The sequence below is a fragment of the Simplicispira hankyongi genome (assembly GCF_003570885.1).
Taxonomy (GTDB): domain Bacteria; phylum Pseudomonadota; class Gammaproteobacteria; order Burkholderiales; family Burkholderiaceae_C; genus Simplicispira; species Simplicispira hankyongi.
Genome location: NZ_QXJC01000005.1, coordinates 37,702 through 51,959, shown reverse-complemented (window position 1 = coordinate 51,959; position 14,258 = coordinate 37,702). Strand labels below are relative to the sequence as shown.

The window sequence follows — 14,258 nt, the reverse complement described above, 5'->3', positions numbered from 1 at the left end:
CCGCTCACTCCGGCGCTGCCACACCCGCGCACAGCCCCTTGCCTGGCGCACGGGCCCACTGTTCCAGCCAGGCCCACACCTGCTGCACGCCGTCGTGCCCAGGGCGTTGCAAGCCATGGTCGGCACCGGGCAGTGTGCGGGCGCAGTAAGGGGCCGCACGCCCCCGTGCCAGTGCACGAAAGCGCTGGTACGCCGCCTGCGGCACCAGCGCATCTTGCGCTCCCCACACCTGCAGCAGCGGCCAGGGAGCGGCGAGCAAAGGCTGCTCCAGCGGCCATTGCCAGAGTTCGCGCCAATAGCGCAGGCTGCGGCCCTCGCGCACGGCCGCGCCCGCAAGCGGGCCGGCTTGGGCACGCTCGAGCACCTGCAGCCGAGCGGTGGCACCTTGCCGCTGCGCTTGCAGCGCCAAGGCTTCCTTGGGGTCAAGGCCGCTGGAGCTGAGCAGCACGAGGCCGGCCAACTGGGGCACCTCGGGCGCCAGCGCGGGCAAAAGTTCTGCGCCTTCCGAAATGCCGATCAGCAGTTGCGGCAGGGGCGACTCACCCACCCGGGTCCGCGCGTCTGCGTGCAGCGCGGCGATGGCATGGGCGCGCCAGGCCCCCAGGCCATCCGTCTGTACGAAGGCGGCAGAACACCGATCGGCAGGCGTGCTGGCGTCCGGATCAACCCAGGGCTTGTGCAGCACCAGCACCTCGGCATGGAGCAGGCCGGCAAAGTAGCGGTCAGCGAGTGGCGCCATGCCGGCGCAGCCGGAACCGGGCACGACGATGATGCGGTAGCGCACCGGCATGGCGCGCGCAGGGCGCTCCAGGGCCGTGAGCGTGAGGCCATCGGCTGCGGGCAGTTGCCGGGCGTGAAATGCGCTGGCGGTAGCGGGTTCCACGGCAGCGGGCGGGGTGCCATTCCCGCGCTCAGATGCTGGCACCGTGCACCCGCACAGGGCGGCACTGGCCAAGACAAGCACCGCCCAGCCGCCACGCACAAAGGCCCGCACGGGGCGGGCCTGGAGCGCTGCGGGCGACGGGCCCATGCCGTCTCTTTCAGACGCCCAATCGCCGTTCACTTCAGGATGATGACCTGCTCCGGCGGGGCTTCCCGCATCGGCTCACCGCCCTGCTGCATGGGCATGGGCATGGGCTGGCCCCGGCGCACGCCGCGCGAAAGCTTGGCGTCGGTGTAGCCCAACTGCCCAGCCAGTTGCTGGTACACGTCCTGGGCGAGGCTGAGCGAGGTCTCTTTCATGACCTTGGAGCGGTTCGGCGGCGCGATGTCGCCCCGGTTCGACAGGATCTTGGTGTCGTTGCCCTCGCCCTGGGCCGAGAACGCCGCCTTGATCTCGTAGGTCTTGGTGTCGATCAGCGAGAAGTCGGCCAGCAATTGCAGGCCATACTGGCGCGTGGCGCTGCTGGTGCCCTGCAGGGGCGAGAGCGCGTCGGTGAAGTCGATGCTGGAGACCACGCCGAACAGCACGTAGTCGGCGCCCTTGAACTCGCCCTTCTTGAGGCGGGCAATGACGTTGGTCACGTCGTTCTGGCGCACGGGCTTGGCCATCTTGCCGCCCTGCACCTGGTTGAGCACCTGCTCGGCTTTCGAGTTTTGCGGCGCGCCAGCGTCAAACCCCCGGCCTTGCACCAGCTTGAAATAGGTGCCCTGCAGGATGGCGCCCTTGATGTCGTTGGTGTAGCCGCCCAGCTCGCGCATCTCGATGTAGCTGTAGCGCCCGGCCACGTAAGTGCCGCTGGCCTGCTCGGAAGCCTGCATGGACTGCTGGCCCGAGTACGAGCCCGAACCGCCGTAGGGCCCGTGGCTGTAGCCACCGCCCTGGCTGCCCTGCGCGCTCATCTGGCTGCTGCGCTGGTACTGGCCGGCCATGAAGTATTCGGACACTTGCTGGGCGTAGGCCAGATCGGTGACCGCAATGCGCGGCGCCGCGTTCTGCGCGTGGGCGCTAGCGCCCCAGGCCAGCGCGGTGGCGGTCAGCACGGACAGCGCCGCGTTCAGAGTGGTTCTGCGTTGCATGGTTGGGCTCCTTGTGAGCTGACTGGACTTCTTGGATGGATCAGGCGATGCAAGCGATTTCGGCCGCATCGCACAAAACTGGCGCGGCGCACACCAGCGGCCGCCGCGCAAGGGCCGCCCCGCTGCGCTGAGCAAAGTCCCCCTTCCCGCGCGCAGTGCGAGAGAAAGGGGGAAGCGGCGTAGCCGCTCAGGGGGTTCACCTCGTGCTGGTTTTGCGAATTTCTTTTTCGTCTTCCCATTCGATGGTGCCCTCTTCCACATCGAAGAGCTTGAGCGTGAACTTGTAGTACACGTCCTTGGTCGAGGCGCTCTGCTTGACGATGCTGGTCAGCTCGCCTTCCAGGCTGTATTTGGCCGCCGTCATGTTGCCGATCTTGGCCGTGCTGCTTTGCTTGTACAGGCCGCTCTGGTTCTGGCGCTGCAGCTCATCCACGCCAGACTGCATCTCGCGGATGGAGCGCACGAAGCGCACCTTGCCGGACTTGACCAGCGCGGTCTGGATGGAGCTCATCACGTTGGTGGTGTCGATGTACTCGCTGGTCTTGTTCTTCACCGTGGAGATGGTCACCGTGGGGCGGCCCTGGAAGATGCCGGTTTCCAGCAGGCTGCCGGTCATCTTCTCGGCGATCATCTGCAGGTCGGACGAACCAAACTCGTTGGTCACCAGTTCCACGCCCTTGGCGTCGCCATAGTTCACCTGGCGGTCAAAGCGGATCACGGGGGACGATATGTTCTGGCAGCCAGCCAGCAGCAACGTGGCGGTGGCCAGGCCCAGGGCAAGGTGGCGGCTGAAAAATGCGGTCATGGTGTTTCTCCTGCAAGGCGCTGCGTTCAGCGCGTTTCTACGTTCATTTCGATGCGGAAATCCTGCGCGGCACTGGTCGGGGCCACGCTTTTCACGGTCTGCTGGCCCAGACCCAGCACGGCCATTTGCTTCCACGATTCGCCGTCGCCCACCTGGTTGCCGACGTTGTCGAGCCAGCGGAAGCGGTAAAACACGGTGCGGTCGCTGCGGCCCATGTTGGCCATGTCGGCCTGGACGACGAGGATGTCGTTCTTGCGCACGATGCGGATCTCGCGCACGGCGATGCCGTTGGCTTCGCCGCGCAGCGCGACTTTGGCGGCCACGGCAATCGGTGTGGCCGGGTCGTGCATCTGTGCCATGGCGGCGCCTGAGAGCGCCAGGAAAGCGGCGCTGGCGGCGAGAAGGGTGCGTGGGTTCATGCGCGGGCTCCTTGGGTTGGCTTGAGAGTGGCGTTGCCCGTTACTGCGCGGCGCTGGCGGCTGCGGGTTTGCTGGTGCGGCGTTTTTTCGCCTTCTGCGGTTTGGTGGGCGCTTCATTCGCAGCGGCGGTGGCAGCGACGGGTGTGGGCGGCGCGGCGGACACAGCGGCCAGGCTGCCGATGGTGGCCACCTTGCCCATCAGCACGGTGTTGTGGTACAGGCGCATGGGCACCAGCGCGTACTGGCCGTCGATCTGCACCGGTTCGGGCAGGGGGCGGCCATTGACGCTCAATTGGTGCGTGCCCGGCGGCAGGTAGCCGCGCGCCACGTACACCCGGCCGGGCAGCATGCGCCACATGCGGTCATCGGCCTGCTCGGTGGTCACCGAGGCCACGGCGCCGATAAGCCCGCCCAGCAGGCCTCCGTTCTTTTGCAGTTGGTCCTGCAGCACGCCCTTGGCCACCGCGCGGGTGACCCCGCGCAGCACCATGCCGGGCATTTCGTCCTTCAAGGCGCGGCGTGCCATGACGTTCACGTCGACAATCTTTTCCAGCTTGAAGTCGTACCCCGAGGCGGAAATCTGGCCAAGAGGCGCATCGGTAGAAGGCTCGATGACCGGGTAGGAAATACTCACCGTGACCATGCCGCGCCCGGTCGGCACGGGCAGCGTGAACGCCTTGGGCTTGCGCGCTGGCGCGTCGCCCGCCTCGACCAGGAACAGCACGTCGGTCATGCGCTGGCGGCGCTTCCAGGTGAAGCTGGTACGGCTGTCCAGGCCGCGCAGGCCTTCTTCGAGCACCGCCGTTTCGGGCTTGAGCTCAATGGCCTTGCGGTAGCCCGGCGCGGCCAGGCCCGATTCGCCCAGCACCTCGTACAGAAAACCTGCGAGGTAGTGCGAGAGGGCGTTCGAATACCCGTTCTTGAGCGCCAGCACCTCGGGGTCGTTGAGCGTTTCCACCGGGTAGCCGTTCAGTTCCTTGCCGCCAGACTGCGCGCCCTTGGCCTTGGCTTCTTCTTCTGCAGCCAGCGTCTCCTTGGCGCGGAACTCGGCAATCACCGCTTCGCGCTCGTGCGTGCGCTTGATGTCGACACGCGCGTTGTCCAGGTCGCCCACGGCGACGCGATTGAGCGCCAGCGTGGTGGTGAGCCAAACCTTTTCATAGTCCTGGCCTTCGTAGACTTTGAGGCGCTCGCTGACCAGGGCCGCGCCCACCGTGCCCATCAGCTTTTGCGGGTCGGTCTTGGCGGCTTCTTCCCAGGCCTTGACACGGTTGTCGGCCAGCAGAAAGGCGTTGGTGCTGTCGTCGTAGCGCTGGTCCATGCGCAGCAATTCGCCGCGTTCGAGGTTGTAGAGCAGCTCGGTTCGCTCGGCTTCGGTGGTGGCGGAAGCCTCCAGGCGCGAGAGCGCCGCGGGGATGCCGCCGTTGTTGCCGGCGGTCTGCATTTCGGTCGCCAGCTTGTCGTGGCTTTGCATGTTGGCGCAGCCGGCCAGCGCCAGGGCGAGCGCCAACGGGGCTAGGGCGCGGGCGCGCGAGGGTCGTGAAAAAGCCATGGGTTCCTCCGATTTTGTTGTCTATCCAGAGGTGATCCACGGCTGCGCAACGGGCACTGCCTTCCTCCTCCTTCTTCTTCTTGGGGCGCGCTTGCTTGCACGCTCTCCGCCTTTTTGCTGCCCCCAGTACGCCGCTGCGGGACCAGCCGCGAGAATGTAGCAAATACCGGAGCTACCGTCCGAAGTATCCGCGTGCGCGGTGGCTTGAAATTTGTTCCCGCGCACGATCTGGCGCCGCAGCGTGCGATTTTTCACGCTGCGCGATGCAATAAAGCCACACCGTGCGGTCGCCAGGGAGTTGCAGCGTGGCGTCGGGCACCACCTCGGGCACGGCAAACTCCAGGCTGACGAGCCACGTCCCAACTTCCATCTCGGCCTGGGCCTTGGCGAGGGCGCGCGCCATGCTCTCGGGCCGCTGGAACAGGTAGACAAGCGCGTAGCTGGCCCAGTCCGCCGCCCAGAGATCGCCCCGGCGCACATAGGCCCAGGGGCAGCGCCAGGCGCACAGCATCTGCAGCAAGCGGCTGCGCTCGATGCCCTCCAGGTGCGCTTCTGGGTAGGCCTGGCGCAGGGCGATAAGCCCATCACCCAGCCCGCAGCCAGCGTCGAACAGGCGCGCGCCCTCGTGCAATGGCACGGTCGTGCCCAGATCGGACAGTGCACCATGCGGCGTGGGGAACAGGGGCGCGTCGCGCCAGGCGCCCAGTGGATAAACGAGCAGCAAGAGCGCCAGCGGTGCCAGCCAGACCCAGGGCGCCACGCTGGCGGTACCCGAGAGCAGCAGCGCCAGCGGAAAACCCGCCGCCAAGAGAGTGCGGCGCCACCAACTGCCCGCCAGTGGGCTGACCGCCACCGGCAGCGCGCACGCCAGCAGCAGCGCCCAGCCGGACGGCAGGACGCGCGCCAGCAACCCGTATGCCAGCCACGCCGCACCCCAGACCAGCAGGGCCGGCAGAGGCCAGGGAAGGCTCCGCATGGGGTCGCCGGGCTGAGGAATCAGTCCCCGCGCAAACGCTCGATCAGGCCGTTGAGCGCGTCGAGCGAGCCAAAGGAGATCGCCAGCTCGCCCATTTCCTCTACACGGCCGGCGCGCTTGACGCGCTTCTTGACGCGCACCTCCACCTCGGCCGTCAGCAGGTCGGACAACTCGTCTTCCACGCGCTTGATGTCGCGCGATTTCTCTTTTTTGGGCTTTTGCGGCACCAGGTTGAAATCGGCGCCGATGCGCCGCACCAGCGATTCGGCCTCGCGCACCGAAAGCTTCTTGGCCGCGATCTGGTTGCCGGCCGTGATCTGCGCCGCGCGGTCGAGCGAGAGCAGCGCCCTGGCATGGCCCATGTCGATGTCGCCGGCCATCAGCATGGTCTGCACCGGCTCGGCCAGGTTCAAGAGGCGCAGCAGGTTGGACGCGGCCGAGCGCGAGCGCCCTACCGCCTGCGCCGCCTGCTCATGCGTCAGGCCAAACTCCTTGACCAGGCGCGAGAGGCCTTGCGCCTCTTCCAGCGGGTTCAGGTCTTCGCGCTGGATGTTCTCGATGAGTGCCATGGCCGCGGCGGCCTCGTCGGGGACGTCCCGCACCAGCACGGGAATGCTGTCCAGGCCCGCGAGGTGGGCGGCGCGGAAACGCCGCTCGCCGGCGATGATTTCGTACTGGCCGGCGTTTTCGCCCGCACTCAGGCGCCGCACCAGCACCGGCTGCATGATGCCCTGCGCCTTGATGGATTCGGCCAGCTCGTACAGCGCGCCCTCATCCATCCGGGTGCGCGGCTGGTACATGCCGGGCACCAGCGCCGTGAGTGGCAAGCTCGATGGCGCGCCCTCCACCGGTTCGGCGTTGGCGCGTTCTGCGACTTTGGGGCCCAGCAGCGCTTCGAGGCCGCGGCCCAGGCCTTTGGGTTTCTTGGTGACCATGGTGGTGTTCAATCTTTCATCAATGCATGCAGCAGCGACAGGCCTTCAGGCCACGCGCCGAGGCCGGATTCCGCGTTGAGGTGGCCGCGCTCGCCCAGATCGACAAACCGCGCCCCCCAAGCCTGCGCCAATGCCTGGGCACGTTCAAAGCGGCAGTACGGGTCGTTGCGGCTACCCACGAGCACGGCGGGAAACGGCAGCAGCTGGCGGGCGATGGGCGCCCAGCCGGGCAGTTGCGCGGCGACATCGGGCTGTTCGACGTCGCCAGGCGCGACCAGCAGCGCGCCACGCACCTGGTGCGTGTGCTGCGAATGTGCAGCCCACCAGGCGGTCAGGATGCAGCCCAGGCTGTGCGCGACCAGCACCACCGGCCCGTCGGCGTCCACCACCACCTCATCGAGCCGCGCGCTCCAGTCGCCGCGCAGCGGGTGCATCCAGTCGTGCTGCTCAACCCGCCAGTAGCCGTGCGCCGCCTCCCACAGGGTCTGCCAATGGCCGGCGCCGGAGCCTTGCCAGCCCGGAAGAATGAGAACGTGATCGGGCGACATAAGCTTCTATTTAAATAGCTGCCTGCGCTTATGGATAAAGCACTAGAGGCCTATTTTGCTGCTATTTTTTCCTTGGTGGCCGGCGCCAGGCGCTGTACGCGCTCGACCATCTCCCGGGCGAACTCCACGAAGGCCAGGCTGCCCTTGGCGGCAGGGTCGAACACCACGCCGGGCAAGCCGTAGCTGGGCGCCTCGGCAAGGCGCACATTGCGCGGGATTACCGTGTCGAACACCTTGTCGCCAAAGTGCCCGCGCAATTGCTCGCTCACCTGGCTTTGCAGCGTGATGCGCGGGTCGAACATGACGCGCAGCAGGCCAATGATCTGCAGGTCCGGGTTGAGGTTGGCGTGCACCTGCTTGATGGTGTTGACCAGATCGGTCAGGCCTTCGAGTGCGAAGTATTCGCATTGCATGGGCACGATGACGCCATGCGCGCTGCACAGGCCGTTGAGGGTGAGCATGGAGAGCGAGGGCGGGCAATCGATGAGCACGAAATCGTAGTCGGCATCAATTTCAGCCAACGCTGTCTTGAGGCGTTTTTCGCGCCGCTCAACGTCCACCAGCTCGACTTCAGCGCCCGCCAGCTCACGGTTGGCGCCCAACACCTGGTAGCCGCATTTCTCCGCCAGTACCGCTGCCTCGCCCACCGAGGCCGATTCCAGCAGCACGTCGTACACCGTGAGCGCCAGCTTGCGCTTGTCCACACCCGAACCCATGGTGGCATTGCCCTGCGGGTCCAGGTCCACCAGCAGCACGCGCTGGCCGATGCGCGCCAGGCCTGCGGCCAGGTTGACCGAGGTGGTGGTTTTGCCAACCCCGCCCTTCTGGTTGGCGATGCAGAAAATGCGGGCCATCAGCGAACTCCTGCGGGTAACGCAGAGATGACTTGAAAATTCACAACAGCCGACATGGCATCTCCGCAGCAGGCAAAGAGGTTGAGTTTACGCGAGCGCCGCTGCTGCGGCCCCATTCGGATGGCTGTGCGGACGCATCCAGACAATGCAGCGCTCGGCGTCCAGCCCCGGAACGATAAGAGGTTCCACGTGAAACACCTCCACGCCAGCAGGCAGCGCCGCCAGTTCATCTTGCGGGAGCTTGCCTTTCATGGCCAGCCAGACGCCCTGGGGCGCGAGCGCCGCATGCGACCACTGCGTGAAATCCTTGAGCGAGGCAAAGGCCCGGCTGCTGACCACATCAAACGGCCCGACGAGCGATTCGACCCGAGCATGAATGCCGTGCAGGCCCGGCAGCCGCAAGGCAGCCGCCGCCTGCTGAATGAACGCGGCCTTCTTGGCCACGGTGTCCACGCAGTAGACCGCAAGCTGCGGCAAACAGATGGCGAACACCACGCCTGGCAAGCCGCCGCCCGAACCCACATCCAGAAGACGTGGCGCTTCTCTGCTCTGCCCCGCAAGCTCGCGCTGGAGCGCCGGCACAGCCGCCAGACTGTCGAGCAAGTGGTGCGTCAACATTTCGCCAGGCTCGCGCACCGCCGTCAGGTTGTAGACCCGGTTCCACTTTTGCAGCAGCGCCTGAAACGCCAACAATTGGTCCACTTGCGTCTCGGTCAACGACAGGCCGAGCGCCCGCACACCCGCCTCCAGGTTTTGGCGCAACGCGCCGGTCACGCAGAGGCTCCGGCATCCACAGCGATGTACTCCTTGAGGCCGCCCTTTTTCAAATGCACCAGCAGCAGCGAAATGCTGGCCGGTGTAATGCCGGGAATGCGCGAGGCTTGGCCCAAGGTTTCGGGGCGGTGCGCAGCCAATTTCTGCCGCGCCTCGATGCTCAGCGCCGTCACCTGTAGGTAGTCGATGGCATCCGGCAGGCGCAGCTGCTCGAAATGGGAAGCGCGCTCCACATCGCCCTTTTGCCGATCGATGTAGCCCGAATACTTGGCCGCAATCTCCACCTGCTCGCGCACGGGGTCAAACAGATCGCCCAAGGTTTCAAGTGAAACATCGGCACTGGCGAAGCGCCCACCATCCATACTGGTCAACTCCTGGTGCGACACCCCCGGCCGGCGCAGCAGCTCAAACAAGTTGTACTCATGCTCGATGGCCTTGCCCAGCACCCGCTCCGATTCGCCGGCAGCCAGGTTGCGCGGATTGACCCAGGTGTCCTTTAGGCGCTGGGTTTCGCGCACCACCGCTTCGCGTTTGCGGCTGAAGGACTCCCAGCGTGCGTCGTCCACCAAACCCATCTGGCGCCCCACTTCGGTGAGCCGCATGTCGGCGTTGTCTTCGCGCAGTTGCAGGCGGAACTCGGCGCGGCTGGTGAACATGCGGTAGGGCTCGGTCACGCCTTGCGTGATAAGGTCGTCCACCAGCACACCCAGGTAAGCCACATCGCGCCCAGGCAGCCAGGGCGCTTCACCCCGGCACGCCAGGGCGGCGTTGATCCCAGCGAACAGCCCTTGCGCGGCGGCCTCTTCGTAGCCGGTCGTGCCGTTGATCTGGCCGGCAAAGTACAGGCCGGCAATCTGCCGCGTCTCGAAGCTGCTCTTGAGAGAGCGCGGGTCGAAGTAGTCGTATTCGATCGCATAGCCGGGCCGCAGGATGTGCGCGTTTTCCAGGCCCTCCATGCTGCGCACCAAGGCCAGTTGAATGTCAAAAGGCAGCGAAGTCGAAATGCCGTTGGGGTAGAACTCGTGCGTGCTCAAACCTTCGGGTTCGAGAAAAATCTGGTGGCTGTCCTTGCTCGCAAAACGGTTGATCTTGTCTTCCACACTGGGGCAATAGCGCGGGCCAACGCCCTCGATCTTGCCGGTGAACATGGGGCTGCGGTCGAACCCCGAGCGGATGATCTCGTGCGTGCGCAGGTTGGTGTGCGTGATCCAGCACGGCATCTGGCGCGGGTGCATGGCAGCGCCCCCATGGGCATGGGCCATGAAACTGAACACCGGCACGGCGCCCTCGTTCACACCACCCGGCATGCCGTCGCCCGGCTGCTCCTCGCAGCGGGAAAAGTCGATGCTGCGCCCGTCAATGCGCGGTGGCGTACCGGTCTTCAAACGCGCCTGCGGCAGTTGCAGCTCCTTGAGCCGGCTTGAGAGGCTGGTGGCCGGCGGGTCGCCCGCGCGCCCGGCGGCATAGCTGTTCAGGCCCACATGGATCTTGCCATCCAGAAAAGTGCCTGCCGTCAGCACCACCGTGCGGCCGCGGAACTTCACCCCCACTTGCGTCACGGCGCCCACTACGCGGTCGCCCTCCACCATCAAATCGTCCACCGCCTGCTGGAACAGCCAGAGATTGGGCTGGTTCTCGATCATGCGGCGAATCGCCGCCTTGTAGAGCACACGGTCGGCCTGTGCGCGGGTGGCGCGCACGGCAGGGCCTTTGCTGGAGTTGAGAATGCGAAACTGAATGCCGGACTCGTCCGTGGCCAGCGCCATGGCGCCGCCCAGCGCATCCACCTCTTTCACCAGGTGGCCCTTGCCGATGCCGCCGATGGAGGGGTTGCAGCTCATCTGCCCCAGCGTCTCGATGTTGTGTGTGAGCAGCAGCGTGCGCGCGCCCATGCGCGCGGCGGCAAGCGCGGCCTCGGTTCCGGCGTGGCCGCCGCCGACCACAATGACATCAAATTCCTGGGGGTACAACATGGAAACGCTCCGGGGCTCTGGTGCCCCTGGGTCAAAAAACAGCACGTGCGGTGCGGATGCCGGTACGGGCTAACCCGCAATTTTCCCACTTTGCCGCGTCGGACGTGCGCAGCAGGTGATCAGACCCATCCCGGCGACGCTGTTCCACGTGAAACACCCAACGCGCCGGCACGGGAATCCGTTCCAAACCACGGTGCATTCAAGAACCGTCGCACCTTGCCGCTGTGCCTATGCTCCAATCGCGGCCATGAAAACTCTCGTCTTCGCGGGCAGCACCCGCCAACAATCGTTCAATCGCCGTCTGGCCCGCGAAGCGGCCGCCATGGCCAAGGCCGCAGGCAGTGAGGTGACACTGCTGGAACTGGCCGAGCTCGACATCCCCATGTACAACGCCGACCTCGAAGCGCGCGGCACACCTGCCGATGTGCTGCGGCTCAAGCGCCTGCTGTGGGAGCACCCGGCGTGGATCATCTGCTCGCCCGAGTACAACGGCAGCTACACCGCCCTGCTGAAGAACACCATCGACTGGGCTTCCAGCCCGGTGGTCGGCGACCCCGAATGGACCGATGGCGTGAAACCCTTTCGCGGCAAGGTGGTCGGCATCCTCAGTGCGTCCAATGGCCGCTTGGGTGGGCTGCGCTCACAAAGCCACCTGGCACCGCTGTTGCTCAATCTCGAATGCTGGCTGGCCCCGCGTGCCTACGCCCTTGCCGGCGCCGCCAGCGCCTTTGACGACCAAGGCACGCTCACCGATGCGGCGCACCAAAGCGGCGTGCGGGGCGTGGTCGAGCAGGTGCTGTGGGCGGCCAAGCGCCTGCACGGCGAGCCCGCGGTGTGAAGCAGAAAAATATTGCAAAAAAGCGCCTCTGGCGCATAACAGGCAAGCGCTGCCAGCTATGCCTGCGATAGCAGATGCAAGCTGCCGGCCTGGCTGCGGAGCGTGCTGCACGGCGCCGTCCATCTCCAGCGCCATCCCCGGCATGCCGCTGGGAAAGCCAGCGGGCGTGCCTTGCGTGCAACTGGACGCCGATCTGCGCTGCCGTCTCTTTGGCCGCCCCGACCGCCCCGCCGTCTGCGCCAGCCTGCGGCCAGAGCCGGCCATGTGCGGCAGCGACCGCAGCCAGGCGATGGTGTTTCTCACCCGGCTCGAAGCCCTGACGGCCCCATTCCTCAACCCAGCAGCAGCGGCACCCAGTGGTTGATCAGTGCCCCGCCCGCCAGCAACCAGGCAAACAGGATCAGCGCCAACAACAGCGGCTTGGCGCCCGCCTTGCGGATCGCGCTGAAGTGCGTTGAAAGGCCGAGCGCCGCCATCGCCATGGCGAGCAAACCGGTGTCGATGCCCGTAGCCGCCGCCGTGGCGCTTGCCGGCAGCCATTGCAGGGAGTTCAGCAGCACCACGGCCACAAAGCCAAAGGCAAACCAGGGCACGGTGATCTTGGCCTTGGCACCCTTGCCCGGTGCGCGTGGCCCCGCAGGGCGCGCCGCATCACGCGCCAGCCAGCCCGAGAGCAGCAGCAGGAAGGGCGCCAGCATCATCACCCGCACCATCTTGGCGATAACCGCTGTATCGGCCGCCTCGGGGCTGATGGAGCGCGCCGCCGCCACCACCTGCGCCACTTCGTGAATGGTCGAGCCGGCATACAGGCCAAAGCCCCGGGCACCGCCACCGATCACGCCCCAATGCTGGTTCAAATCGAACAGCACCGGGTACAGAAAGATGGAGAGCGTACCAAACACCACCACGGTCGCCACCGCCACCGTCACCTGCTCGGCGCGCGCCTTGACGACCGGCTCGGCCGCCATCACCGCCGCCGCACCGCAGATCGCACTGCCGGCGCCAATCATCATGGCGCTATGGCGGTCCAGGCCCAGCCAGCGCGTGCCCACCCAGCAGGCCAGCAGAAAGGTCGAGCCCAACACCAGCGCATCCACCACCACCCCGGCAAGCCCCACATGGCCGATGTCCTGCACCGTCAGCCGCAGGCCATACAGAATGATGCCCAGGCGCAGCAGGTTCTGTTTGGACACAGTCACGCCCGGGCCGCTGGTTGCGGCAAGGCGGGGGTACACCGTGTTGCCCACCAGCATGCCCAGCACGATGGCCAGCGTCAGCGCGCTCAGGCCGTGTGCCGCCAGCCACTCGATGCGGCCCAGCGCCATGCCGGCGCCGGCCAGCGCAGCGCTCAGCGCCAGCCCAGGCAGCAGCCGGCGCCAGTCCGGTACGTGAGGAAGCCGCAAAGCCCCCTGGAGAGCGGCAGACGGAGCGTCCGCACGCACGGTCAGATCGGTAGAAGAAGCCATGCCGCGCAGTGTGCGTAGCGGCATACTTCCTGTCCAACGGGTTATTTACATATGATCTAGCTGTTATACCGATAGAACGCCGCACCCCATGGATGTCCTTCGCCTGACGCTGCGCCAGTTGCAGATCTTTGTCGCCGTCGCGCAGACCGGCAGCACCACCGCCGCCAGCCACGCGGCAGCGCTCTCGCAGTCGGCCACCAGCGCGGCGGTGAATGAGCTGGAGCGCCTGCTTTCCCTGCAGCTCTTTGACCGCACCGGCCGGCGCCTGCTGCTCAACGACAACGGCCGCGCGCTGCTGCCACGCGCGCTGCGCATGCTCGAAAACGCGTCCGAAATCGAGCGCATGGCACGCGATGCGGACCAGCAGTTGCAGTCGCTGCGCATCGGCGCCAGCACCACCTTGGGCAACCATGTGCTGCCCGGCCTGCTGGCCCGATTCTTCGGCAGCAGCCCGGCCGCGGCGCCGCACTGGGAATCCAGCGTGGCCATTGGCAATACCGAAGACATCTGCGCGCAAGTCGCGGCCTTTTCCCTGGATGTTGGCCTCGTCGAAGGCCATTGCCACCACCCCCAGCTTGACGCGCGCCCCTGGCTGCACGACGAACTGGTGCTCGTCGCCGCGCCCAGCGGTGCCCAAGGGCTGGACCCGCGCGACCCCACCAGCCTGGAGCAATTGCGCGCAGCCGTCTGGCTGCTGCGCGAGAGCGGCTCGGGCACGCGCGAAACCGGCGACCTCGCCATCCTGCCCCAACTGCACGCCTACCGCCGCGTGATCGAACTGGGCAGCTCGGAAGCCATCCGGCAAGCCGCCGCCGCAGGCCTGGGCATTGCCTGCCTCTCGCGCTGGGTGGTGCACGACGCTCTGCGCGAGGGGCGGCTGGTGGAGCTGATGACCCCGCTACCTCCTATTCAGCGCCAGTGCTTTTGCGTGCTGAGGCGGGGGAAGCCGTTCACGCCAGCATTGGCGCAATTTCTGACGCTGCTGGGATTGGAGGACGAGCATGCGGCTCAGCCACCGGCGCCTCCGACTCCCTCCAGCACCCGCGCCAGCGCTGTGCGACCCTCCCCGTGAAGGCATCGATGCAGAAGAGATGCAGCC

General features: G+C 66.5%; 15 protein-coding genes. 3 read left to right on the top strand and 12 right to left on the bottom strand.

The genetic code is table 11. The annotated features are described in order from the left end of the window. Positions 1-4: 4 nt before the first annotated feature. The 11 genes from D3F03_RS12265 to mnmG form a co-directional block, all read right to left on the bottom strand. Entirely contained in the window at positions 5-1,030 is a 1,026-nt protein-coding gene (locus D3F03_RS12265; protein WP_119109716.1) for an alpha/beta hydrolase, read from the bottom strand. A gap of 29 nt (positions 1,031-1,059) precedes the next feature. Beyond that, positions 1,060-2,019, bottom strand: coding sequence for a hypothetical protein (locus tag D3F03_RS12260; RefSeq protein WP_119109715.1), 960 nt, complete (start codon positions 2,017-2,019; stop codon positions 1,060-1,062). Between the two features lie 196 nt (positions 2,020-2,215). Beyond that, positions 2,216-2,824, bottom strand: a complete 609-nt coding sequence (gene lpoB / locus D3F03_RS12255) for a penicillin-binding protein activator LpoB (RefSeq protein ID WP_119109714.1) — start codon at positions 2,822-2,824, stop codon at positions 2,216-2,218. 26 nt (positions 2,825-2,850) lie between these two features. Beyond that, a complete protein-coding gene (locus D3F03_RS12250) occupies positions 2,851-3,243 on the bottom strand; it encodes a YcfL family putative periplasmic lipoprotein (RefSeq protein WP_119109713.1) in 393 nt (130 codons plus the stop codon). A gap of 40 nt (positions 3,244-3,283) precedes the next feature. Beyond that, entirely contained in the window at positions 3,284-4,795 is a 1,512-nt protein-coding gene (locus D3F03_RS12245; protein WP_119109712.1) for a COG3014 family protein, read from the bottom strand. A 172-nt stretch (positions 4,796-4,967) separates the two neighbouring features. Further along, the gene (locus D3F03_RS12240; protein WP_245960602.1) at positions 4,968-5,771 is read right to left on the bottom strand and encodes a class I SAM-dependent methyltransferase; all 804 of its coding nucleotides are present in this window, start codon (positions 5,769-5,771) and stop codon (positions 4,968-4,970) included. Between the two features lie 20 nt (positions 5,772-5,791). Continuing rightward, a complete protein-coding gene (locus D3F03_RS12235) occupies positions 5,792-6,706 on the bottom strand; it encodes a ParB/RepB/Spo0J family partition protein (RefSeq protein ID WP_119109888.1) in 915 nt (304 codons plus the stop codon). 8 nt (positions 6,707-6,714) lie between these two features. Next, positions 6,715-7,254, bottom strand: coding sequence for an RBBP9/YdeN family alpha/beta hydrolase (locus tag D3F03_RS12230; protein WP_119109711.1), 540 nt, complete (start codon positions 7,252-7,254; stop codon positions 6,715-6,717). Positions 7,255-7,304: 50 nt separating this feature from the next. Further along, positions 7,305-8,108 (bottom strand): ParA family protein, encoded by an 804-nt coding sequence (locus D3F03_RS12225; protein ID WP_119109710.1) that lies wholly within the window; start codon positions 8,106-8,108, stop codon positions 7,305-7,307. Between the two features lie 87 nt (positions 8,109-8,195). Next, entirely contained in the window at positions 8,196-8,882 is a 687-nt protein-coding gene (gene rsmG, locus D3F03_RS12220) for a 16S rRNA (guanine(527)-N(7))-methyltransferase RsmG (protein ID WP_119109709.1), read from the bottom strand. Beyond that, a complete protein-coding gene (gene mnmG / locus D3F03_RS12215; protein ID WP_119109708.1) occupies positions 8,879-10,855 on the bottom strand; it encodes a tRNA uridine-5-carboxymethylaminomethyl(34) synthesis enzyme MnmG in 1,977 nt (658 codons plus the stop codon). The genes rsmG and mnmG overlap by 4 nt, the downstream gene beginning before the upstream one ends. A 247-nt stretch (positions 10,856-11,102) precedes the next feature. Here mnmG and D3F03_RS12210 point away from each other — a divergent pair, with 247 nt between their 5' ends. Together D3F03_RS12210 and D3F03_RS12205 are read left to right on the top strand one after the other, a co-directional pair. Then, entirely contained in the window at positions 11,103-11,693 is a 591-nt protein-coding gene (locus D3F03_RS12210) for an NADPH-dependent FMN reductase (RefSeq protein ID WP_119109707.1), read from the top strand. A 58-nt stretch (positions 11,694-11,751) separates the two neighbouring features. Continuing rightward, positions 11,752-12,057, top strand: coding sequence for a YkgJ family cysteine cluster protein (locus D3F03_RS12205; protein ID WP_119109706.1), 306 nt, complete (start codon positions 11,752-11,754; stop codon positions 12,055-12,057). Here D3F03_RS12205 and D3F03_RS12200 read toward each other — a convergent pair. Then, positions 12,026-13,159, bottom strand: a complete 1,134-nt coding sequence (locus D3F03_RS12200) for a YeiH family protein (protein WP_119109887.1) — start codon at positions 13,157-13,159, stop codon at positions 12,026-12,028. The genes D3F03_RS12205 and D3F03_RS12200 overlap by 32 nt on opposite strands. Before the next feature lie 88 nt (positions 13,160-13,247). Here D3F03_RS12200 and D3F03_RS12195 point away from each other — a divergent pair, with 88 nt between their 5' ends. Next, positions 13,248-14,231: a LysR family transcriptional regulator gene (locus D3F03_RS12195; RefSeq protein WP_119109705.1), complete on the top strand. Its 984-nt coding sequence runs from the start codon at positions 13,248-13,250 to the stop codon at positions 14,229-14,231. Positions 14,232-14,258: the final 27 nt, after the last annotated feature.